21 protein-coding genes, 1 tRNA gene and 1 pseudogene are annotated in these 22,360 nt (G+C 70.1%); 8 read left to right on the plus strand and 15 right to left on the minus strand.

Annotated elements, in window-relative coordinates; all coding sequences use genetic code 11:
* Positions 1 to 49: 49 nt before the first annotated feature.
* The 6 genes and pseudogenes from AC3EUV_RS10615 to AC3EUV_RS10640 form a co-directional block, all read right to left on the minus strand.
* On the minus strand, positions 50 to 1,216 hold the full coding sequence (locus tag AC3EUV_RS10615) for a lipid-transfer protein (protein ID WP_432144136.1): 1,167 nt from the start codon (positions 1,214 to 1,216) through the stop codon (positions 50 to 52).
* A gap of 161 nt (positions 1,217 to 1,377) precedes the next feature.
* A pseudogene (locus tag AC3EUV_RS10620) lies at positions 1,378 to 1,764 on the minus strand (MaoC family dehydratase); the annotation flags it as partial.
* A 59-nt stretch (positions 1,765 to 1,823) separates the two neighbouring features.
* The gene (locus AC3EUV_RS10625; RefSeq protein WP_435602727.1) at positions 1,824 to 3,107 is read right to left on the minus strand and encodes an acyl-CoA dehydrogenase family protein; all 1,284 of its coding nucleotides are present in this window, start codon (positions 3,105 to 3,107) and stop codon (positions 1,824 to 1,826) included.
* 1 nt (position 3,108) lies between these two features.
* The gene (locus AC3EUV_RS10630; protein ID WP_435602728.1) at positions 3,109 to 4,266 is read right to left on the minus strand and encodes a bifunctional MaoC family dehydratase N-terminal/OB-fold nucleic acid binding domain-containing protein; all 1,158 of its coding nucleotides are present in this window, start codon (positions 4,264 to 4,266) and stop codon (positions 3,109 to 3,111) included.
* The gene (locus tag AC3EUV_RS10635; protein WP_435602822.1) at positions 4,263 to 5,516 is read right to left on the minus strand and encodes an acyl-CoA dehydrogenase family protein; all 1,254 of its coding nucleotides are present in this window, start codon (positions 5,514 to 5,516) and stop codon (positions 4,263 to 4,265) included. The genes AC3EUV_RS10630 and AC3EUV_RS10635 overlap by 4 nt, the downstream gene beginning before the upstream one ends.
* 243 nt (positions 5,517 to 5,759) lie before the next feature.
* On the minus strand, positions 5,760 to 6,068 hold the full coding sequence (locus AC3EUV_RS10640; protein WP_435602729.1) for a hypothetical protein: 309 nt from the start codon (positions 6,066 to 6,068) through the stop codon (positions 5,760 to 5,762).
* A gap of 661 nt (positions 6,069 to 6,729) precedes the next feature.
* On the opposite strand from AC3EUV_RS10640, the gene AC3EUV_RS10645 reads away from it, so the two are divergent.
* A complete protein-coding gene (locus tag AC3EUV_RS10645) occupies positions 6,730 to 7,620 on the plus strand; it encodes a bifunctional DNA primase/polymerase (protein ID WP_432144212.1) in 891 nt (296 codons plus the stop codon).
* A gap of 200 nt (positions 7,621 to 7,820) precedes the next feature.
* Here the strand turns inward: AC3EUV_RS10645 and AC3EUV_RS10650 are convergent, their stop codons facing one another.
* From AC3EUV_RS10650 to AC3EUV_RS10665, 4 genes are all read right to left on the minus strand, one after another.
* Entirely contained in the window at positions 7,821 to 8,579 is a 759-nt protein-coding gene (locus tag AC3EUV_RS10650) for a class I SAM-dependent methyltransferase (RefSeq protein WP_435602730.1), read from the minus strand.
* A gap of 78 nt (positions 8,580 to 8,657) precedes the next feature.
* Positions 8,658 to 9,146, minus strand: coding sequence for a GNAT family N-acetyltransferase (locus tag AC3EUV_RS10655; protein WP_432144141.1), 489 nt, complete (start codon positions 9,144 to 9,146; stop codon positions 8,658 to 8,660).
* Positions 9,147 to 9,529: 383 nt separating this feature from the next.
* The gene (locus AC3EUV_RS10660; RefSeq protein WP_432144142.1) at positions 9,530 to 10,009 is read right to left on the minus strand and encodes a peptidoglycan-binding protein; all 480 of its coding nucleotides are present in this window, start codon (positions 10,007 to 10,009) and stop codon (positions 9,530 to 9,532) included.
* Between the two features lie 225 nt (positions 10,010 to 10,234).
* A complete protein-coding gene (locus AC3EUV_RS10665) occupies positions 10,235 to 11,524 on the minus strand; it encodes an SGNH/GDSL hydrolase family protein (protein ID WP_435602731.1) in 1,290 nt (429 codons plus the stop codon).
* A gap of 379 nt (positions 11,525 to 11,903) precedes the next feature.
* Between AC3EUV_RS10665 and AC3EUV_RS10670 the strand changes: the two genes are divergently transcribed.
* Positions 11,904 to 12,398: a hypothetical protein gene (locus AC3EUV_RS10670; RefSeq protein WP_432144144.1), complete on the plus strand. Its 495-nt coding sequence runs from the start codon at positions 11,904 to 11,906 to the stop codon at positions 12,396 to 12,398.
* A gap of 115 nt (positions 12,399 to 12,513) precedes the next feature.
* On the opposite strand, the gene AC3EUV_RS10675 is transcribed toward AC3EUV_RS10670, so the two are convergent.
* Positions 12,514 to 12,852, minus strand: coding sequence for a peptidase inhibitor family I36 protein (locus AC3EUV_RS10675; RefSeq protein ID WP_387237462.1), 339 nt, complete (start codon positions 12,850 to 12,852; stop codon positions 12,514 to 12,516).
* 759 nt (positions 12,853 to 13,611) lie between these two features.
* On the opposite strand from AC3EUV_RS10675, the gene AC3EUV_RS10680 reads away from it, so the two are divergent.
* The 3 genes from AC3EUV_RS10680 to AC3EUV_RS10690 are packed head-to-tail and all read left to right on the plus strand — an operon-like array spanning position 13,612 to position 15,355.
* Positions 13,612 to 14,292 carry a dual OB domain-containing protein gene (locus AC3EUV_RS10680; RefSeq protein WP_432144145.1) on the plus strand — a complete coding sequence of 227 codons (681 nt, stop codon included), beginning with the start codon at positions 13,612 to 13,614 and terminating at the stop codon, positions 14,290 to 14,292.
* 14 nt (positions 14,293 to 14,306) lie between these two features.
* On the plus strand, positions 14,307 to 14,921 hold the full coding sequence (locus AC3EUV_RS10685; protein ID WP_432144146.1) for a DUF488 domain-containing protein: 615 nt from the start codon (positions 14,307 to 14,309) through the stop codon (positions 14,919 to 14,921).
* Positions 14,918 to 15,355, plus strand: a complete 438-nt coding sequence (locus AC3EUV_RS10690; RefSeq protein WP_432144147.1) for a DUF488 domain-containing protein — start codon at positions 14,918 to 14,920, stop codon at positions 15,353 to 15,355. The genes AC3EUV_RS10685 and AC3EUV_RS10690 overlap by 4 nt, the downstream gene beginning before the upstream one ends.
* Positions 15,356 to 15,680: 325 nt before the next feature.
* Here AC3EUV_RS10690 and AC3EUV_RS10695 read toward each other — a convergent pair.
* Positions 15,681 to 15,767: transfer RNA gene (locus AC3EUV_RS10695), tRNA-Ser, on the minus strand.
* A 52-nt stretch (positions 15,768 to 15,819) separates the two neighbouring features.
* Positions 15,820 to 17,286, minus strand: coding sequence for a S1C family serine protease (locus AC3EUV_RS10700; protein ID WP_432144148.1), 1,467 nt, complete (start codon positions 17,284 to 17,286; stop codon positions 15,820 to 15,822).
* 586 nt (positions 17,287 to 17,872) lie between these two features.
* On the opposite strand from AC3EUV_RS10700, the gene AC3EUV_RS10705 reads away from it, so the two are divergent.
* The 3 genes from AC3EUV_RS10705 to AC3EUV_RS10715 all read left to right on the plus strand — a co-directional run bounded on the left by AC3EUV_RS10705 (position 17,873) and on the right by AC3EUV_RS10715 (position 20,544).
* Positions 17,873 to 18,733 carry a glycerophosphodiester phosphodiesterase gene (locus tag AC3EUV_RS10705; RefSeq protein WP_432144149.1) on the plus strand — a complete coding sequence of 287 codons (861 nt, stop codon included), beginning with the start codon at positions 17,873 to 17,875 and terminating at the stop codon, positions 18,731 to 18,733.
* Between the two features lie 53 nt (positions 18,734 to 18,786).
* Complete coding sequence (locus AC3EUV_RS10710) at positions 18,787 to 19,461, plus strand: ATP-binding protein (protein ID WP_435602732.1); 675 nt, start codon at positions 18,787 to 18,789, stop codon at positions 19,459 to 19,461.
* A gap of 114 nt (positions 19,462 to 19,575) precedes the next feature.
* On the plus strand, positions 19,576 to 20,544 hold the full coding sequence (locus AC3EUV_RS10715; protein ID WP_435602733.1) for a DUF5926 family protein: 969 nt from the start codon (positions 19,576 to 19,578) through the stop codon (positions 20,542 to 20,544).
* 247 nt (positions 20,545 to 20,791) lie between these two features.
* On the opposite strand, the gene AC3EUV_RS10720 is transcribed toward AC3EUV_RS10715, so the two are convergent.
* A complete protein-coding gene (locus AC3EUV_RS10720; RefSeq protein ID WP_435602734.1) occupies positions 20,792 to 21,403 on the minus strand; it encodes a hypothetical protein in 612 nt (203 codons plus the stop codon).
* A 205-nt stretch (positions 21,404 to 21,608) separates the two neighbouring features.
* Positions 21,609 to 22,319 carry a bifunctional DNA primase/polymerase gene (locus tag AC3EUV_RS10725; protein ID WP_432144153.1) on the minus strand — a complete coding sequence of 237 codons (711 nt, stop codon included), beginning with the start codon at positions 22,317 to 22,319 and terminating at the stop codon, positions 21,609 to 21,611.
* Between the last annotated feature and the right edge of the window lie 41 nt (positions 22,320 to 22,360).

A 22,360-nucleotide genomic window follows, 5' to 3' on the forward strand; every position in this document is an offset into this window, starting at 1 on the left:
GTCGTACCCGTCAGACCTGTGACCACGGATTCGGCTCGCGACCGCCCCGTCAGCCGTCCGCGCCGAGGACCAGCCCCGAGGTCGGCACGCCCGTCCCCGCGGTGACCAGCACATGCGCGGGGGTGCCCGCCTGGTTGACGGAGGTGCCGCGGAGCTGGCGGACGGCCTCGGCGATCCCGTTCATCCCGTGCAGGTATGCCTCGCCGAGCTGACCGCCGTGGGTGTTCAGGGGGAGGAGGCCCGCGGCGACGAAGTCCGAGCCCTCGCCGGGCGCGCAGAAGCCGAACTCCTCCAGCTGCATCAGCACGAACGGGGTGAAGTGGTCGTAGAGGATCGCGACGTCGATATCGGCGGGGGTGAGGGCGGCGGTGCGCCAGAGCTGGCGGGCGACCACGGTCATCTCGGGGAGGCCGGTCAGATCGTCGCGGTAGAAGCTGGTCATCTGCTCCTGGGCGCGGCCTGCGCCCTGTGCCGCGGCCCTGATCAGCGCCGGCGGGTGCGGCAGCGTGCGGGCCCGCTCGGGCGAGGTCACCACGATCGCCTGGGCGCCGTCCGTCTCCTGGCAGCAGTCCAGCAGCCGTAGGGGTTCGACGATCCAGCGGGCGGCGGCGTGGTCGGCGAGGGTGATGGGCTTCCCGTAGAAGTAGGCGGCCGGATTGCGGGCGGCGTGGCGGCGGTCGGTGACCGCGACCGGGCCGAAGGCGTCCGGGGTCAGCCCGTAGGTGTGGAGGTAGCGCTGGGCGGCCATGGCGACCCAGGAGGCGGGGGTGAGCAGCCCGAAGGGGAGGTTCCAGCCGAGCGCCGCGCCCTCGGCGGACGGCTCCCGCTGCTGTACGCCGGAGCCGAAGCGGCGGCCGGAGCGCTCGTTGAACGCCCGGTAGCAGACGACGACTTCGGCGATTCCGGTGGCGACCGCGAGGGCCGCCTGCTGGACGGTGGCGCAGGCCGCACCGCCCCCGTAGTGGACCCGGGAGAAGAACGAGAGCTCACCGATACCGGCCGCCTGGGCGACGGTGATCTCGGGGTTGGTGTCCATGGTGAAGGTGACCAGCCCGTCGACGTCCCCGGGGGTCAGCCCGGCGTCGTCGAGGGCGGCACGTACCGCCTCGACGGCCAGTTGCAGCTCGCTGCGGCCGGAGTCCTTGGAGAACTCGGTCGCACCGATACCGGCGATGGCGGCCCGGCCACCTAGGGAGTCGGGGCGGAGGAGGGTCATGGGGTGGCCTCCGGGGTGCTTTCGGGGGTCCGGTCGGGGGTCCGTTGAGGGGGACCTGCCGGGGTGCCTTCGGGGGGCCCTGCCGGGGTCCCTTCCGGGTTCCGTTCGGGGGGCCCTGCCGGGATGCCTTCCGGGTTCCCTTCGGGGGTCCCTTCCGGGGTCTCTGCCGGGAGGCCCACGGTGACCGTGCCGGTGACGTGGTGGCCGATGCCGTTCGTGCCGACGACCCGCACCACCACCGTCGCGTCGTCCGTCACCTCCGTGATCGTGCCGCGCAACACCATGGTGTCTCCCGGGTAGTTGGGGGCGCCCAGGCGGATGGCGACCTTGCGCAGGGTGCAGCGGGGGCCGAAGTGGTCGGTGATGTAACGGCCGACGAGCCCGTTGGTGGTGAGGATGTTCATGAAGATCTCCGGGGAGCCCTTCGCACGGGCCGCCTCGGGGTCGTGGTGCACGTCCTGGTAGTCACGGGAGGCGAGGGCGCCGGCGACGATCAGGGTGCGGGTGAGGGGGATGGTGAGAGCGGGGAGCTCGTCACCGGCTCTCAGGTCGCTGGCTGGTGTGCCGCCGTCGGATTTCGTATCGGTGGCCTTCATGGCGCCGGGTTTCATGGGGCCTCCGTCCGGGGTGGCTGGGTCGGGCGGGCGGCCGGTGCCGGGCGCTCCTCGGTGAGCAACTCGCCCAGTTCCTCCAGGACTTCGGCGCCCGGCCCGAGGTATCCGGCGAGCTGTCTGCCCCAGAGGAAGTGCCGGTGGACGGGGTGGTCGAGGTCGGCGCCGATGCCGCCGTGCAGATGCTGGCCGGTGTGCACCACGCGGGTGCCCGCCTCGGATGCCCACCAGGCGGCGGTCAGCGCATGCGGCCCGGCATCCAGGCCCGCGTCCCGGCGCCAGGCCGCCTCGTAGGCCGTGAGCCGGATGGCCTCGATGTCCATGTGGGCGTCGGCGGCGCGCAGCAGCACACCCTGGTTCGTGGAGAGCGGGCGGCCGAACTGCTCGCGAGTGGTGGTGTGGGCCACCGCACGGGCCAGGGAGCCGGCCGCGACCCCGGCCTGGAGCCCGGCGAAGGCCGTCCGGGCGAGGGCCAGGATGTCGGCGTAGGGCTCGGCGTAAGCGTCGGCGTCGCGGGCGGCGGGCTGGGAGGGGCCGGGGAGGGTGCTGGGGGCCGGGGCCAGGCGTTCGGCTTCGGCGGGCGGGCCCAGTCGTTCGGCGGGGGCGCCATCCAGGGTGAGGCGGCCCGCCGACCACGGTGCGGTGGTCTCGACCGGGTCCCGCCGCACCCCGGCGGCATCGGTGCGTACGAGCCACAGCGTCCGCGTGGCACCGTCCGGCACCAGCACATGGGTGGCCGCGCACAACCACGGCACCACGGGCACGACGCCGGTCAACCGCCCCGTCACGCTCGCCGTCCCGTCCGACGTCGGGTCCGCCGTGCCATCCACCGTCCCGTTCGCCGTCGCATCCGACGTCGGGTCCGCCGTGCCATCCGCCATCGGCTCCGCCCCGACCGCCGTGCCCTCGGCCCGTACGCCGCCGCGTCGCGCCGGGAAGGCCCCGGTGGCGACCGCCTCGCCGGTCCGCAGCGGCGGCAGCAGCCGCGCCCGCTGCTCCCCGCTGCCGTGGGCGCCGATCGCCAGCAGGCCGTACACACAGGTCGCGGCGAACGGCACCTGCGCCGTCGTACGGCCCTGCTCCTCCAGCATCAGGACGAGCCCGAGCAGGCCGGCCTCCTCCGCGGCGCCTGGTAGGCCGGCCGCGCACAGCGCCTTCCACAGGGCGGCGTCCGTACCGCTGCCGCCTGCGGCAAGGCGCTCCGGTGTGGACAGGTCGCCGAAGATCTCCGCGGCCAGCTCACTGGCCGCCGTCTGTTCCGGGGTGGGCGTGAAGTCCATCTCACCCCTCACCCCCCTCGACCACCCGGAAGACCGGCAGCTCCAACTCCTCATCCGCACGGAGGAATTCGAGCCGTACGGCCATCCCGATCCGGACCTTGTCGTAGGGGACGCCGACGATGTTGCTGACCATCCGCACCCCCTCCGCGAGCTCGATCAGCCCGACCGCGTAGGGACTCGCCGTACCGGAGCCCGCTGCCTCGGGGGCCGCCGCCTCCGGGCCCGTCCCGTCGGCCGATGCGTCGGGCACCGTGAACGCGGGGAAGGGCGGATGGTGCATCACGACGTAGGAGAAGACCGTCCCCGCGCCGCTCGCCTCGACGGTGTCCCACTCCGGTGACCCGCAGCTGTTGCACCCCGGCAACCAGGGGAAGCGCAGCGTCCGGCAGCCCGTGCAGCGCTGGATCAGCAGCCGGTGCCCCCGGACGCCCTCCCAGAAGCCGGCGTTGTCACGGTTGATGACCGGGCGGGGGCGACGGGTGCCGGGGTGCTGGGGCGGCTGGGGCGGTTGGGGTGCCGTCAGTCCCTCCGCCGTCTTGGCGGACCGGTCGCCCGTCTTGGAGGGCTGGCCGGCCGTCTCGGGAGACCGCTCTTCCGTCTTGGAGGGCCGGCCAGCCATCTCGGGAGACCGCTCGTCCGTCTCAGGAAGCCGCTCGTCCGTCTTGGAAAGCCGTGCGGCCGGGGCGTACTTGAGGACCCGGAAGCGATGCGTCCCGGCCGGTTCGCCATTCGCCCGGATATCCATCCGCGTCGTGATGAAGTGCCCGACCCCCAGCTTCGTGGTCTTGCGCTCCGACACCGATTCGATCACCGAGTCGAAGGTGATCCGGTCACCGGGCCGCAGCGGCCGCAGATACTCCTGCTCGCAGTCGGTGGCCACGATGGAGGTGTACCCGGCGCTGTCCAGCAGCCCGGACAGTTCGTCGTACGCCCCCGAGCGGTCCGCATGGCCGGAGAGGCCGCCCATCGTCCAGGCCTGAAGCATGGTCGGCGGGGCGACGGCGTCCGGCCCCCGGTAGGCGGGGTTGGCATCGCCCACGGCCTCGCACCAGTGCCGGATCATCGGCTCGTTGACCATGTCCTTGCCCACGCCGGGGGCCGAGGTCGGCCGGCCCTCATAGGCCCTGAGCTGCTCGTATGCGAGCTGCACCGGACTCATCGCCGCCCCCTCCGCATCCCCAGCCGCATCGTCGCGACGATCTCCCGCTGGACCTCGCTCACGCCGCCCCCGAAGGTGTTGATCTGCGCCGCACGGTTCATCCGCTCCAGCTCCCCGTCCCCGAAGACGCCCGGCGAACCTCCCCGTACCAGGGCGGCGTCACCGGCCACCTCCTGGCACATCCGGTAGACCTCGACGGTGCTCTCCGTCCCCGCGAACTTGACGCCGCTGGCGTCCCCGGGGCTCAGCGTCCCGGCGCCGACCTCGTCGACCAGCCGCCAGTTCAGCAGCCGGGTGGCGGCCAGCCGGGCGTGCGCCTCGGCGAGCCGGGACCGTACCCAGGGGCGGTCGGCGGGCCGCTCGCCGCTCTCCGGGTCCGGTGTACGGGCGTACGCCAGCGCCGCGTCCAAGGCGTCCTCGGCCTGCATACCGAGGGCGGCCAACGCGACGCGTTCATGGTTGAGCTGATTGGTGATCAGCTGCCAGCCGGCGTTCTCGTCCCCTACGAGGTTCCCGGCGGGGACGCGGATGCCGTCGTAGTACGTGACGGTGGTCGTGAGCCCGCCGACGGTCTCGATCGGCGTCCACGAGAAGCCGGGGGCGTCGGTCGGGACCAGGATGATCGAGATCCCCCGATGCTTGGGCGCGTCGGGGTCGGTGCGACAGGCGAGCCAGATCCAGTCGGCCCGGTGGGCGTTGCTGGTGAAGCTCTTGGTGCCGTTGATGAGCCAGTGGGCGGCCTCGGTGGTGCCGCCGGGGCCGCTGGTGCTGCCGGGGCCGCCAGGGCCGGTGCCCTCTCCGCCCACGGCACCCTTAGGGGAGCCGCCCGCGCCCCGCTGCTTCACCGCCCGGGTGCGGAGGGCGGCGAGGTCGGTACCGGCCTCGGGCTCCGTATAACCGATCGCGAACACGAGCTCGCCACTGAGGATGCGCGGCAGGAAGTAGTCCTTCTGCTGCTGGGTGCCGTACTTCATCAGGGTCGGGCCGACGGTGTTGAGCGTGACCATCGAGACCGGGGCGCCCGCGCGGTACGCCTCGTCGAAGAACACGAACTGCTCGTCGGGGCCGCGGCCCTGCCCGCCGTACGCGGTCGGCCAGCCCAGGCCCAGCATGCCGTCGGCGCCGATCCGGCGCAGGACCGCACGCTGCGCCGCGGCGTCGTCGACCGGCCCGTCCGGCAGCAGCTCCCGGAAGTACGAACGGAGTGCGGCGCGCAGCCGCTCCTGGCGCGCGGTGGGGGCGAGGTGCACGTCGGCGGCCTCCCCTTCTGGTGGCCGTACGCCCGGTGCGCTGGGTCCGGACATACGAACGAGCGAGCGGGTTTCTGACTGTCCGTCAGAAACCCGCTCGCTGTCAAGGTCGGCGCAGTGAACCCCGGAGAAGCCCCATTCCCTCCGTGCCGACCCTGACGTCTCCCCTACTGGATGGCCGCCCCACCCCCTGGACGACCGCCCCACCCCCTGCGCGGCGGGCCCCCTGCGCGGCCGGCCGGATCACTCGAAGTTGTTGAAGGTGATGATGGAGTTGGTCTGGTCGATGTCCGTGGGACCGGCGGAGCCGTTCACGCTCGCGGTGTTGTTCTGGTTGGAGGCGCCGGCACCGTTGGCGACCTGCTGGCCGGTGGTCGAGTTGCCGAGGTTGTCACCGCCGACACCGGTCCCCGTCTGGCTCGTCGCCGCCGAGCTCGACCCACTGGTCGCGAAGCCGCCGTTGTCGGCCTGCGCGACGCCGGTGAAAAGGGTGGCCGCAAAGGGCAGCGCGGCGACAACGGCGAAGACGCGGGCGGTACGGGTGCTTGCCATGTCTCTTCTCCTCCTACGGAACACGACTGCTGAACTCCGTTCTTCCATCGGGCAGTTGGCCGACCACCGCGATGCTTGCCTCGACGTCGCGAACTCAGCTTTGCCCACGAACCCCCGGCGAACCCGTCACGAGGCGGCGATTCCCCCGCAAGCATGAGGAACCCCGGATAAACCCCCTGTCGCACACGCACCCCCGGTCACACCCGTGCGACGACGCCAGGTCCCGCGAACCGGCCCGTCCGTGGCGCGGCCGACGAGCCCACCCCGGCGCATCCACGCACCCGGCGCGCGGGTCAATGCACACACCCCCCTTCCCTTTGTCGAACATTCGTACGAAAATAGAGCCATGGCCATGCACCGCCGCCATGCCGGAAGACCGACCGACCACCCGCCCGACCCCTGGACCAACAGCCGAGCCCATCCACGGGGAGGCATGACGCCTGACCCATGGCGCGGCACGAGCCCCGACCCGTCGGGCGGCGAGCAACGCGATCCGCGGGGCGAGCAGCAGCCCGACCCGCGGGCCGACTCGTGGCCCGACCCGTGGGCCGACCCGCACCCCGCCCGGCCCACGGAGGCGCCCACCACCGCACCCATGGACCGGCCCGCCACGACGCCCACGAATCGGCCCGCCCCCACGCCCATGGACCCGACCGCCCCCATGGACGCACCCGCCGCCGCACTCACGGACCCGCCCGGTGCCGCACCCGCCGACCCGCCCGCCGCCGCGCTCACCCAGGCGCTCCTCGCCGCCGAGGCCGGCTACCCCGTCATGCCGCTGACCCGCAGCAAGCTCCCCGCCATCCGGTCCCCGCACCGCGGCCACCCCGAGAAACCGCCCTGCCGCGGCGCCTGCGGCCGGCTCGGGCACGGCGTACACGACGCGAGCACCGACCCGCTCACCGTCCGCCGTATGTTCGCCGCCGCCCCTTGGGCCACCGGCTACGGCATCGCCTGCGGACGGCCCCCGCACCACCTCATCGGCATCGACCTCGACACCAAGAACGGCGCCGACGGCCTGACCGCCCTCCGGTTCCTCGCCGAACAGCACGGCTTCCCGCTCCCGCCGACCGTCACGGTCCTGACCCCCAGCGGCGGCCGCCACCTCTGGTTCACCGGCCCACCGTCCCTGCCCGTACCGAATTCGGTCGGCCGGCTCGCCCCGGGCATCGACGTCCGCGGCGCGGGCGGCTACCTCGTCGGCCCCGGCTCACTCACCACCCACGGCCGATATGTCCGCGCAGCCGACACCCCACACCACCCCGCCCCCGTGCCGGACGCCCTCCTCACCCTGCTCACGGCCCCGCCGTCGCCCGCCCACCGCGAGCCGCCGTACGGCGTCCCGCCCCAGCCCGCCGCGGCGCTCATACGCTTCGTCCGGGCATCCCCGCCCGGCCAGCGAAACGCTCGGCTCTTCTGGGCAGCCTGCCGCGCCCAGGAGTCCGGCCTCGGCCAGGAACTCGCCGCCAGGCTGACAGCGGCCGCCTGCCACACCGGCCTGTCCGCAGAAGAGGCCCGCGCGACGATCGCCTCGGCGGCCCGCCGCAGCTAAGGGCTGTCCCGTAGGCCAACCGCCCAGCCAGAACGGCGGCTTGAGGAGGAACCCTGAGGAGAGAGCACGAAGGGCGCGAAGGGACGGACGCAGAGGCAGGCCGGAGAAGCCGACCGGCCAACAAGGCAGGGGCGGGCAAGAAGGGCCGGCGAGACCGACCGAAGCAGCAGCCCGGACACCCGGCCCGAAGCGGCGCCTGCCTACCCCTTCCGCGCCTCGATCAGAAACCGGGTCGTCTGCGCCACGAACGGCCCCTCCTCGCGGATCAGCTCATCCAACTCCCGCAGCCGGTCCCGGTATTGGTCGACCGTGAAGCCGGGCACCATCCACACCACCTTCCGCAGGAAGTAGATGACCGCCCCGATGTCGAAGAACTCGGTCCGCAGCGACTCCGCGCGCAGATCGACCACCTCAAGGCTCGCCGCCTCCGCCGCCCGGCGCGCATCCTCGGGATGGCGGCCCCGCCGTACCTGCTCCGGCTGCGGTCCCAGGAAGTACTCCACCAGCTCGAACACGCTCGCCGGACCGACCTGTTGGGAGAAGTACGTGCCGCCGGGCCGCAGCACCCGGGCGATCTCCTCCCACCACACCGTCACCGGATGGCGGCTCGTCACCAGGTCGAATGCCTCGTCGGCGAACGGCAGCGGCGGCTCATCCGCATCGGCCACCACCGCCGCACCGAGCGGACGCAGCAGCGCGGTGGCCTTGGCGGCATTGGGCGGCCAGGACTCCGTGGCCACCATCACCGGCGGCAGCTTGGCCGCACCGGCGAGCACCTCGCCGCCGCCCGTCTGGAGGTCCAACGCGGCCGACGCACCCGCCAATCGCTCACTCATCGCCCGCTGGTATCCCCACGAGGGCCGCTCCTCCGTGGCCCGCCCTGCCAGCCACGAAAAATCCCACCCCTCGACCGATACGGCCTCGGCCTCGGCCACCAGGTCCTCAAATGATCGCGCCATACCCCCACAGTCACCGCCAAAGACCCACCCCGCCAGCGATTTTCAGCGCACCGCACCGCGCCGCCCCCGACCACAGGGTCAGCGCTCCTCGCCAGGCCCCACCAGGAAGGCCAGCTCCGGCCGGTCCCACATCACCGCGGGCGGATTGGCCCGCACCGTACCGACCGGCCGGGCGCCCATGCTCCGGTAGAAACCCTCGGCGGGCGGATGCGACACCACGCGCACGCGGTCGAGCCCGGCCCGCCGCGCCTCCTCCCGCATGTGCGCGCACAGCCGGCGCCCGATGCCGTACCCCTGGGCCTGGTCCGCCACAAACATCAGATCCAGCTCGGCCGGCTCCACCATGAGCGCATAGAAGCCCCACACCCGCTCCGCCTCCCGCTCACCCGGGCCCGCACCACCGGCGGCCTCCTCCACGGCAACGAACACCCGATGCGCCGCGATGTAGTCCGGCCCCACCCGATACCCCTCGACCATCGAGGAATACCGCCCCTCGTACGCACGAGAACTCCGCACCAGCCGAGTGAGCCGCCCGGCATCCCGCTCCTCGGCCCGCCGGATCACCACAGCCCCCCGCCGGGACCCGCCCACACCCCCCGCCCTCCGCGCACCCACCGTGACCCCTGCCCACTCTCCGCATCATGCCGGGAAATCAATTCCGAATTCCACCCCACTTTACCGCGCCCCCGCACAACACTCCCACGACAACCAACCCCCACCCACAATCCCGCCCCACAATCCACCCCTCAATCCCGCCCCACAATCCCCAACCTCACAGCAAATCCCCACCCCACAGCCGCCGTTTCCCCTTCCCAGCAGCCACACGGCAGGGATTCCACGCTGATTCTGATTGATTCCAGGCTATTCCCTACGACTGACTGGCATGCCGGCCGGGAAAGGAGACAACCCGGCACACCGCCGCGCCTCATTGGGCGCCATGGTCCAGTCCCTCATCGAGCGGCGCCATAGTCCTCCTCCGGGAACGGAACACGCAGCTGGTCCCAGGACTTACGCCCCGGCCAGCCGTCCGCATCCGGGCCCGAGTATCCCAACGCGCTCTGGAAGGAGGAATAGGCCTGACGGTGCTTGTCATTCCACTTCGGCCCCGGGCCGCTGAACCCGTAAGCAGCACCGCACCCTTCCTCCACGAGGCGCAGCCCCATCATCTGGATGATCGGGCTGGTCGGCAGGGTCTTGAACCATTCACTGCCGGGGAACGGAACGAAGCTGGGGTCACCGGGCTGCGGCTCTCCCGCCGTGGCCTTGGCGACCAGGAGCCGCTGGCCCACCTTGATGACGTTCGGATCCGAAATGTTGTTCCAGATCTGAAGCTGCTTCACAGTGGTACGGAAATGAGAAGCGATACCGGAAAGCGTGTCACCGGCAGCCACGACGTAGTACTTGTCCTGTGTTGTCTGTTGAGTACCCATGACACTCACGCTAGAAGCGTTTCCAGACACCCGCATGTTTTCCCACGGCAGCCCCCCGCCGCACAATCCCCAACACTACCGGGTCATTTTACCGCCGACGCACACCACTTGCAGTGCAGCATCCCGTCCGCCCCGAGACCACCCCTCCCCAAAAACAAAGGATGCCTCAATAAAAAGTAGCCCAGTAAACCAACTCACCAGACCAGCGAACGCGACACCGTCCGCTCAAATGTCAGACAAATCAAAAGCGTTGGCAATGGCCTGGTACCCCGCATCGTTGGGATGCAGCCCGTCCTCATAGACATAGCCCGGCCGTGGCCGCTCCGGGTGGGCCGGATCCGCCAGGGCCTTGTCGAAGTCAACGACCGCGTCATACGCCCCGCTGGTGCGTATCCAGTGGTTGACCTGCGTACGCAGCCGCTCGACCTTGGCGGCATGGTCCGGGTAGCCCGGATACCCGCTCAGCGGCACCAGCGTGGCCCCGATGACCTTGATCCCCCGCCGGTGCGCGGCGCGGATCAACGCCCGGTAGCCCTCGGTGATCTGGCGCGCCGAGACCGGCTTGTGCGACGACGGAAGGCAGGGGCCCGTGGACCAGTTGGCCCCGACGTCATTGGCCCCCAGCTCGACGATCACCGTACGCACCCCCGGCCGATCCAGAACGTCCCGCCGGAACCGCGCAATCCCCTTCTCCCCGAAACAGGAACTGCTGGTCAGCAGCATGCTCCCGGCGATCCCGGCATTCACCACACCAACATTCCGGCGACCGGCGACCAGCCGCTCACCGAGGACATCCGTATACCGGCCGTTGGCCTCCGCAGTGGCCCCCACCCCATCAGTGGCCGAATCCCCCAACGCCACCACCGTGTTCCGCTGCGCCCGGAACGGCCCGGAGACCTCAACCCCACTCAGGAAGTAGGACGACTGCGACGACTGGCGATACGCCCGGGCCGACACATCGTCGAGGTGATTCCCCCTGGCCCGGTAGGACGCCGCCAGCCCGACACCGTGGAAGGTGGCCGGTCCGGTTTCCCCGGCGAAGTACAGCGTGACCACCAGGTTCTCCAACGCGGACGTGGACAGCGTCACCGCATCACCGACCACCTCCCCACCCGCCGGGATCACCGTCGAACCAGCGTGCCGGAAGCTCACCTTCCGCACCGTCCCTGGCCATGCCTGCGCCCCGCCCCCGGACCGCGCGATCACCGCCCCGTCCACCCGCAACGGCGCCTTGCCGTACCGATTGGACAGCCTGATCCTCACCCGGTCCCCGCCGACACCGACCCGCACGACCTGACGCACCGACTGACGACGAAACCCCTCCCTCGACCAGTTGGGCACGTCATCCACATCCCCCTCGACAGGCTGCTGCACCGCAGCACCCCACCCCTGCGCCCACCGCAAGCCGCCATACGGCGTCCCGCCCCGGCCCCTCGCGGCATACGCCCCACCCCCGGCCTCACCTCCCGCCGACACCACCACCCCCACCAGCACCGCCACCACCCCCATCGCCATCACCCTCGCCACCCCAGAAACCCCACCCCTGCCGGCCGATACACGCCGCACGAAACCCATAGCCCGCCCACTTCCCCTCCTCAGGCATGCACCCCGTTCGACCACACCAGCAAGCCGACTTCGACCGCTCCCCCGAGGCACCTCCGCACTCTCGGCCCAGCCCAAGGCCCCCCACATCTGCCATTCGGCAGAGAAACCCCCCGTTCCGCTTCCCCGGCGCACCAACCGCCCTGTCACAGCACCGAGCCCACGGATCGAACGACTACTGCGACCGAGTTTCCAACTCCCCACGGGCCCTTAACTCACCACCTCTGCAAGCCCATTACGGCTGCTGCCCCTCCTCCCCTCCCACCCACGACCGACCGATACCGTCGCCGCCATGGACATCAGCGAAGACGAGTACGAGGAATTGCGCCGGCTCGACCGGCTCAGGTCCGACAACTCGGCCCTGAATGCCTGGCTGACCATTCAGCACGCCGAGTTCCCCCGCTGGGCCGAACAGACCCCCGGCCCATGGGACTTCAGCCTCGACTCGCTCGCCCGCCTGGAAGACCTGATCCGCGACCGCTACCCCACCGTCGAACAGGCCCACCAGGACGAAGGCGGCGACTTCCTCCAGACCGCCTCGTGGTACGTCGGCGAAGTCCACAACCGGCACTTCGGCACCGTGTGGCAGTACCACCCCGATTCACGGGAGATCCCCGGCGCCTGGCCGTTCGTCACCGTCCCCTTCGACCGGCTCTTCGAGTTTCCCGACGACGACGGCATCGAACCCGACAGCCGCCCCCTCTACACCCCCGTGAAACGCCTCTGCGGAATCCTCACCCCCGACAATGGCCACCTCACCACCGACCCGGACATCTACACCCCCTAGATGGCCGGCGGTTTCGCAGCGTCGCCCCGCGCAAAAACACGGTCCCGACCATCGCGATGCGACAGCCGGGACCGTGTCTCGGTATTGCGGGTGCTGACTAGCTCCTAGCCGGCGGTCACGGACCAATAACCGCAATGGACTTGATGGTCGCCCCAGGCTTGGTCTGCCCCCAGTGGCCGCTCTTGATGTCGACGCGCTTGCCGTAGCAGGAGACGTCGCTGTAGACCCGGATCGTCCTCTTGGTCTGGTTGGAGACGGTCTTGCCGTTCCACGCGTAGCACCCCGGCGAGGGGTTCAGACCGCTGGTGCGCTTCGTGCCGCCGAAGTCATTCTTCGACCACGTGCAGACCGAGCCCTTCCGGCAGACGGACGAGGCGGATGCGGTGTGTGCGGTGGCGAGCGGCAGCGTCGCGATGAGCGCAGCGCCGCCGAGCGCAATGAGCTTCGTCCTCAAGGGTGGTACTCCTGTTCCCCGAAAATCATGGTCAGGACGAGCATCTCAGCGCTGGTTCCCCACAGCCAATCACTTTTCAGACAACCCCCGCGCCGCCGCGCCCGGCGCTACCGCCTCACCCAGCAGTTGCCCGGCCACATAGTGCCAGGCAGCAGGCCTACGACAGGCCGCGGCCGCCGCTCATGGCGCATCGCCCGCACCTCGGAACCACCGAACAAAACCAGCTCATTTGACGCCGTGCCAGAGGCAACCGCGGAAGCCCAAGCCACCGAGGCCTGACGCACTCCCACCCGCCGAAGCCTGACCACCGGCCGGCCACACACACCGGCCAGCCGCTCTGATGCCGCGACCACAGCGGCCCCCCATAGAGCCCCTCCCCCAACACCAACTGCGGGAACAGATCTGAGCCATTGTTATGCCGGCCCTGTGGTGGGCTGGCGGAGTTCATGGCTTACGTGAACTGGCCCACCGCCGCCGGCTGACCGGGACGTGCGTGCCTGTTGCACTCCCGTCCGAGGGTTGTGGCTGACCCGAAGACTGTGGCTGACCTGCGAGAGGGAAAGTCCGCCGTGATCGAAAAGGAGGGACTCCGGCAGGATCATGAGCCACGGGCCGCTCGACGAGCCTCTTCTTCGAGGCGCGAGTTCTCGACTTGAGCCTGGCTGATAGCGGCGGTTACTTCACTGGTAACCATCGCTCTGTGTTACTGCCCCGCGTTATCGTCACCAACGGGCCAGCAGATCAGCTGTGGGGGGACACATGGCAACCGTCAAGACGCTCGTGTGCTTAGCAAACTCGCGCAAGAATGCGGGTCGATGTGTGGCGGGCATGGTTGATAAGGGTTCAGGACGGTGGATACGCCCTGTCAGCTCCCGCCCGAACCGTGAAGTATCCGAATATGAGCGGCAATATGCAGACAGATCAGACCCGAAGGTCCTCGACATTATCGCCGTGCCACTGCTCGGCCCTCAGGCAAGCAGCTACCAGAGCGAAAACTGGCTCCTTGATCCCCATTACTACTGGGAGAAGACCGGCCGGGCCGAGTGGGACAAACTGCTCACGCTGGAGCAGCATCCAAAAACCTTATGGATCAACGGAAACAACTCATATCGCGGCACCAACAACCGTGTCTCAATTGAACAAGCGCGCACTCTGCCGGACTCACTCAAGCTCATACGTGTTGACTGCGTAACGCTACAGGTGCACGACCCTGGTGCAGCGTTCGGCGACAGCAGGCTGGTCGTGGACGCACATTTTCGGCATGCCGGATGCGAATACACACTGGGACTGACTGATCCCGAATATGAACAAACATACCTGGCCAAGCCGGAAGGGAAATACAAACTGGGCGAATCTTTCCTTACGGTGAGCCTCGGCGAACCGTACAAAGATTATGCTTACAAATTAGTGGCAGCCGTCATCGAGCAAGCAAAGATTTAAGCAGGCAGCAAGCAATGACACTGAATACCGTGTTTACCGTCGGCCACTCCACGCACAGTGTTTCACATTTTCTAAGCCTACTTCACAAGCATGAAATCACGGCGGTCGCCGATGTGCGGTCGACACCCGCCAGCCGCTTCACTCCCCAGTTCAACCGAGATGCAGTGAAGCGCAGTTTGCGCGAGGTCGACATCAAGTACGCCTTCCTGGGCAAGGAACTCGGGGCGCGCACGAAAGACCTCACCTGCTATGTCGACGGACAGGTACAGTACAGCCGTCTCGCCCGGACCCCGGATTTCGTCAGCGGCATCAACCGCCTGCTGACGGGTGCACAGAACGAGCGGATCGCCATCATGTGCACTGAACAAGAACCACTCGAATGCCATCGCTGTGTCCTCGTCTCGCGATCACTCGAAGAACACGGGATCACCATCGACCACATTCACGGCGACGGACACATCGAGAGCCATAGCACGGCAATGCAACGCTTGATGGCCAGTTTCGGTCTCGACCAGGCCGAACTATTCCGTACGCCGGCTGAGCGCCTCCAGGAGGCTCTCAGCCGCCAGGAACACCGGATTGCATACGTCAATGAGGAGCTTCGCATTAACGGGACGTCGGGAAAATGAAACTATACACAATCGGCTTCACGAAGAAGTCCGCAGAAAAGTTTTTCGGGCTACTGCGCAAAGCTGAAGTGAAAACGCTGGTAGATGTCCGGCTGAACAACGTCTCACAATTGTCCGGCTTCGCCAAGCGCGATGACCTGAAGTACTTCCTCAGCGAGATCTGTGACGTGCAATACACCCATCGCATCGACCTGGCGCCAACCAAGTCCATGCTCGACGACTACAAGAAACGAGGCGCCAGCTGGGCATCCTACGAAGAACGCTTCCTGGAACTGATGAAGAATCGCCACATTGAGAACACCGTCCCACCGGAACTACTCAACAACGCAGTCCTGCTGTGCAGCGAAGAAAATGCTGGGCATTGTCATCGCCGACTGGTTGCGGAATACATGGCGCAACAGTGGGACGACGTCTCGATCGAGCATCTGACATAACCGTCATACCCCGCAAGCGGTGCGCAGAAAGCCGACTAGGCTGCCCCTCCGCTCCGGGTGGACTCACAACGGAAAGCCTTACGAGGCACGTGGGTTGAAACGGCGGGCCCGCAACACCGACTCAGGCGCGGGCGAACGCCTTCATCGAGCAGGAGCTGGACGGGCGAGGACGCCTGCCACCCTCGAAATCCTGGCCCGCCCCTGTCCCGTACGCCCTGCCTCAGCACCGAGATACAGGCGGCCCAGGATGAGACAGGGCGAACGCAGAAGAGGTGCCCCGCCGAAGCAAGACACCCCTTCTGACCAGCTAACTCGCTGACCTCTGCGGAGGCTGTGGGATTTGAACCCACGGTGACGTTGCCGCCACGACAGTTTTCAAGACTGTTCCCTTAGGCCGCTCGGGCAAGCCTCCCCGCGGCACCTGTGCGCGGGGCGCGTGGGTGTCGCGGGATCAGACTAGCGCGTCACTTGTCGCCCGTGCGCTGGCCCAGGGTGACATGGGTCGTGTGCTCCTTGCCGTCGCGCTTGAAGGTGAGGGTGACCTCGTCGCCGGGCTTGTGTTGCCAGATCTCGCTGATGAGGGTGGGGCCGCTGTCGACCACCGTGTCGTCGAGCTTGGTGATGGTGTCGCCGGGCTTCAGGCCCGCCTTGTCGGCGGGGCCGTTGGGGGTGACGGCCTTGGAGCCGTTGTTGCCGGTCTGGGCGATGGTCGCGCCGTCGCCGGTGTCCCGCATGCCGACCTGGACGCCGATCTGGGGGTAGACCGGCTTGCCGGTCCGGATCAGGTCCTGGGCGACCCGCTTGGCCTGGTCGATGGGGATGGCGAAGCCCAGGCCGATGCTGCCGGACTGCTGGGACTCGCCGCCCAGGCCGCCGCCGTTGCCCGCGGACTGGATTGCGGAGTTGATGCCGATGACATTGCCGGCGGCGTCCATCAGGGGGCCGCCGGAGTTACCGGGGTTTATCGAGGCGTCGGTCTGGAGGGCGCTCATGTACGAGGCGCTGCTGCCGCCGCCGTCGCTGGAGGCCACCGGGCGGTCCTTGGCGCTGATGATGCCGGTGGTGACCGTGCCGGACAGGCCGAAGGGGGCGCCGATGGCGATGGTGGCGTCGCCGACCTGGACATTGCCGGACTTGCCGAGCGGGAGCGGGTTGAGCGGGGCGCCGGAGGCGTTCTTGAGCTTGATCACGGCGACGTCGTAGCCCTGGGCGTTGCCGACGACCTCGGCGTCGTACTTCTTGCCGTTGGAGAACGTCGCGGTGAGCTTGCCGCCGCCGGCCGCGCTGGCGACGACGTGGTTGTTGGTGAGGATGTGGCCCTGCTTGTCGTAGATGAAGCCGGTGCCGGTGCCGCCCTCGCCGGTGGCACCCTGCGCCTCGATCGTCACGACGCTCGGCAGCGCCTTCTGCGCTATCCCGGAGACGGAGGTGGGCTTGCGGTTCAGCGCCCCGGGGTCGCCGGGCGCGGAGACCGTCGTCGAGGCGCTGTCGTTCTGGCCCGCGGCCCAGAAGCCGATGCCGCCACCAATACCGCCGGCCACCAGCGCGGCCACCAGGACGGCCGCGATCAGGCCGCCGTTACGCCGCCGCTTGGGCGCGGGGCTGCCGACGCCCCAGGGGTCGCCGCCATACGGGGGCTGCTGGCCCCAGCCGCCGCCCGCTCCGGCGCCATGGGCGGCGCCTGGGTACGGCGGGATCTGGGCGGTCTGCTCGGTGGTGGGGTCGTCGCCGGGGTGGCCGAAGCCGGGCTGCGGAGGGTGTCCGGCGCCCGGGCCCGAGCCCGCGGTCGGGGCGAAGCCCGGCGGGGGCGGGGCGTACGGGGAATCGGGAGCCTGGGCGCCGGAGGCGGACGCGGGGGCGCTGTCCGGCTGCGGCCCGGCCGGCGGCTTGGCCTCCGACGGGACGGCGGCTCCCTCGTTCTCGGTGCTCACAGCTCTCTCCTCAGCTTCATGACTGTCGGCGCCCACGGCCTTGGCAGGCTGCTTCCCTGTCGCCCCGGATCTCATCCATGCCCGAGACCGGGACGGGCCGTTTCTTCCGGGGCTTGCAGGTCGGCCGGACCCTGGGGGTGCGTCCGGGTGGTGCGGTTCTTCCGGTGCCGGCGGGCCTCGCGGTCCGCCGGGTGATGCGGTTGTTGCGGTCCGGCGGGCCTGGGGCCCTCCGGGTCGTACAGCTCCTCGTGCCGGTGGACGGGGAACCCGGTACTCCAGGATCAAGGATCCCGGCGATACGGGCGAGTCCCGGTCGGCCGGTCCGGGGCCGCCGGCCGTGGTCCGCGGGTCCCGTCCCGCGCCCCTGGCCGTGCGCGAGCCCCGACCGCGGGCCCGTCCGGTGATCCGGGCGGGCGCTACGGGCGAGCCTCCCTACCACCCTTTCCCACCGCGCGTCAGAGCACCGTAAGTCGAGGCTGTGACTGTCCCCTCATCCTTTACTCCGGACAAAACCGGCGCATCCCCTGTTCCGGCACCTTGGGTAAGCGCCCGGCGGCCCGTCGGTGGCGGATGGCACGATAACGCGGTGACCTATGCACGCCCCGCCCAGGACGCCCGTCCGGGCCGTCCCGCCATTTCCGTCATCGCCCACCGCGGTGCCTCGGAGGACGCCCCGGAACACACCCTCGCGGCCTACCGCAAGGCGATCGAGGACGGGGCGGACGCCCTGGAGTGCGATGTCCGGCTGACGGCGGACGGGCATCTGGTCTGCGTGCACGACCGGCGGGTGAACCGCACGTCCAACGGGCGCGGCTCGGTTTCCGCCCTGGAGCTCGCCGACCTGGCCATGCTCGACTTCGGCTCCTGGAAGGGCGAGGGGTTCGCGAACGACGGATTCGCGAACGAGGCGCCGGACCGCCAGCACGAGGACCCCGAGCGGACCTCCGTCCTCACACTGGAGCGGCTGCTGGAGCTGGTCGCCGACGCGGACCGCCGGGTCGAGCTGGCCATCGAGACCAAACACCCGACGCGCTGGGCCGGACAGGTGGAGGAGCGGCTGGTCGAGCTGCTGACCCGGTTCGGGCACACAAATCCGGCCATGCGCGCCGACTGGACGCCCGCGGTCCGGGTCATGAGCTTCTCGGCGCGCTCACTGCACCGCGTACGGGCGGCGGCACCCTGCATCCCCGGCGTCTACCTGATGCAATTCCTCACGCCACGGCACCGCGACGGCCGGCTCCCGCCCGGCGTCGGCATCGCGGGCCCCGGGATACGCATCCTCCGCTCGCACCCCGACTACGTCGCCAAGGCCCATCGCGCGGGCCACCGCGTCCACGTATGGACGGTCAATGAGACCGCCGATGTCGAGCTGTGCCAGGAGTTGGGGGTGGATGCGGTGATTACGAATCGCCCCAAGCAGGTGCGAATCCAACTCGGCCTTGGATAGAGCCCCTCACAGGGTGTGCACCGGCGCATTCGGCCCGTATTCGATTGTGTCCAATGCGTCACCATGTGCCGCTTGGCCGGTTTCCGGTCCAGTCCATTGGGGCATTCATCCCGTGGCGTGGGGCAAAGGAGGTCTCGGGGGTGGCGTTGGTGGTGGCACAAGAGGTGCCGACGTCGTCGATCATGGCCGTACCCCATGGTCCTGTGGGTGTCGGCATGGCCAGGCGGCGCATGCGTGAAGAGCTGTTGGCAAGTGGAGTTCAGGACACAGTCGTCGATGACGCGGTCCTCATTCTTTCGGAGCTGCTGAGCAATTCGTGTCGCCATGCGCGTCCGATATACGAAAACGGATCACCGGGCTCCGCATCGGCTGAGACCAAGGAGACTCCGGTGGCCTCCGTCCGGGCGTCCTGGCGTATCGACGCACAGGGCAGACTGACCGTCGCGGTCACGGATGGCGGCGGCCCGACCCGGCCACTTCCGGCCACTCCGTCGGTCACGGCGCGCGGCGGCCGCGGGCTGGCGATCATCCGCTCGCTCGCCAAGGACTGGGGCGTACACGACACCGTCGTCGGCGAAGTGACGGTCTGGGCGGCCCTCTCCTTGCAAGGCGCATTCGCTACGCGCGTGGATCTGACGCCCGATCTGCCGCCCTCGCTCAGCAGGAGAGCCGGAGTGAGCACGGGGCTGCCGCTGCCGGGCTTCCCGGACTTCGACGATCTGCCATAGCGCCACGGCGGGACACGGCGGGCGCGCAGGCGAGCGCGACCTCGTACGCAATCCTCTAGGCTCGCGCCGAAACGCGTCCGTACCGCCCAGGATCGACCAGGAGACACCGTCGCCATGGCCAAGAAGCGCCGTCCCCAGCCCCAGGCCGCAGCATCGCAGATCAAGGACGGCGAGGTGCCGGTCGTCGGCGCCCGTGAGCCCTGCCCGTGCGGCTCCGGCCGCCGGTACAAGGCCTGTCACGGGCGTCAGGCGGCGCATGCCGCCACCGAGCTGGTGCAGCGCCCCTTCGAGGGCCTGCCCGGTGAGTGCGACTGGGTGGCGCTGCGCGAGCTGGTGCCCGCCGCCACCGCCGAGTTGACGCTGAAGGGCGGGCTGCCCGAGGGCGTCCCGTCCGTGACGCTGGCGACGGTGCTGCCGATGGCCTGGCCCGCGCTGCGCCGCGACAACGGCGCGGTGATGCTCGGCCTCCAGAACGACACCGCCTCCGGCGACCTCAGCCGCGATCTCGCCGACACCCTCCAGCGCGCGCTGGCCGCCGAGCCCGGCACCCCGGTCCCGGCCGGCCGCACGGCCCCCGACGGCCCGCGGCTCCAGGATCTGCTCGACCCGGACGCGGCCTTCGAACCGGCCGTCCACACCGGCTTCGAGTTCTGGGTGGAGAACGCCGAGAACGCCACCGGCGAGGTCGCCGCCTCCCTGGAGCGGGCCAACGCGGCAGCCATTCCCACCGCCCGGATCCCCGGCCTGGAGGGTGCGTACTGGTGCGAGGCCCCGGAGAAGAACCACCTGCGCTGGGTCACCGGGTACCCCGAGGAGCAGCTGCTGGACGCGCTCGCCCGGCTGCACGCCGCGGGCGCCTCCTCGCTCGGTGAAGGCACCCGGCTGGTGGGTTCGTTCCGCGCCCACGGCCTGGTCGTGCCGGTCTGGGACCTGCCCTCGTCGATGAGCGCCGAGGACGTCGCCAAGCCGGCCGCGGCGTTCGCCGAGCGGCTGGCCGGGGCGCTCGCGACGGACGCCCCGCTGACCCCCGAGGAGCGCCGGGCGCGCGGCGGGCTCACCAACCGCCAGGTCACCCTGAGCTGATTGGACCGCCCGGCCGTGCGGACCGGACGCCTCCGGGGACCTCAGGCGTGACACCTGTCACAACTCCCCGTACCTGCCGGTAAATAGGCGTCCGGAATTCCACGATCGAATTTGCGAACCGCCGATCTCTTGTTACGGTTCTAGAAGCCCGGTCGCTGGTGCATCCCCCGTCGCCAGCGACCGGGCGCTTCCATGTCCGGAGTCAGGTGCTCCGCCCGGCCGGCCCCGCCGCCGGCGGCCCGGTGCCTCAGCGGCCCGAACTCCTGCCTCCCACGGACGAGTTGCTGCCGGAGCGCAGCAGCAGCCGCTCCCCCGCCACGTCGGAGAACTCCGCCACCGCGCGGTACGGCCCGCCCCGGCGCAGGGTCGCCCCGGCCGGCGTCTCGCACAGGCCCGGCGCGTCGGCGGCCGCGACCTCGCAGTTCACCTGGACGGTCGTGCCGTCCGGCCGCAGCAGCGTCAGTGCGGCGCGCAGCGGGCCGCCGGTGCGGTTGCGGTAGTACGTCCGCCCCCAGGTCAGTCCGTCCTCGGCGAGCACACAGGTCTGGGCCTCGATCCGCTGGGGAGCGGTGAGTTGGGGGCCGCAGCGGGAGGTACGGCCGGAGCGGGGCGGCAGGCCGGGGCCGGCCGGGGAGCCGGTGACGGTCCGGACGCGGGCGGCGGCGGGGCGCATGTCCGGCTTGGCGCCACTATCGGAGCTGATGCCGCTTTTGGCCGTAGAGCGGTTTTCGGACGCGGCGGCCGTCCCGGACGCCGCAAGGTCGGCCGGACCGGCCATTGCGGCACCCAGCGGCAGGGCGATGGCGAGCACCACCACACCGGCGAGACCGGTCATGCGGAGTTTCTGCGCACGCTGCATGGCCCCCACCTGCGATTGAGCTGCCGCTGACGGCGGCTTGACGGTGGGCCGAACCTATCGGGCGGCGGGGACGCCGCCGAGCACCCGAACGCGGCTTCCCCGTAGTTGTCCGGGCCGGTCACACCCGAACGGGTGATCCGCCCGCGCGTTGTTTCCGCTCATCCGCCGGTCGGGCGGGACGGGCGCACGGGCGCATCCGCGGGCGTCAGTACGCGAGCCGGCTGCCGCCGTCGGGAGTGCTGGTGCTCGCCATGACCAGGGCGTCGACGATCGTGCTCACCTTCGGCAGCCAGGGCGCGGCCGGAACGGAGGCCGGCGGGCGCTCCCAGCGGACCCGGCCCGCGCCGATCTGGGAGGGCGGGAGCACCAGATAGCCGCCCTCGCCGTGGAAGCGCAGCGAGCTGGGCACCCAGTCCTGGGAGTGCAGCAGCTCGCCCAACTCCGCGAGGTCGTACGGCGACACGAGCAGGGACCAGCGGGTGGGCGTGGCCACCACGGGGCCGAGGCGTACGCCGAAGTGGTCCAGGGCCGCCAGGGCGCGGGCGCCGGCGACGGCGGGCAGGCTCACCGCGCAGGGCGCGCGGCCGCCGGTGGCCAGCACGATCGGGGCATCGGGGCGGTTCGTCCACCACCAACGCACCAGCCGGGCATCGGTCGTGGCGGCCAGCAGGCCGGGGTCGAAGGGGTGCGCGCCGGGCACCACACAGTCGGGGTCGGGGCAGCTGCACCGGCGGCCGGTCCGCTCGCCGAGGCCGAGCCGGGCGCCGGCCGGCTGCCGGCCGGCGGGCCTGATCCCCACACCGGGAAGCACGGGCCACTGCCACTCGGTGGCGCAGTGGAGCGCCGCACCGAGCAGCGCCGACCTTCCGCCGCGCCGGAACAGGAGCTTGCGTCGCCTTCCGAGGATCTCGCGCATGAGCGCTCGTTCCTTTCCGTTAACGCCGAGGGCTTCGTCCA

This window comes from Streptomyces sp. bgisy130, from assembly GCF_057708345.1.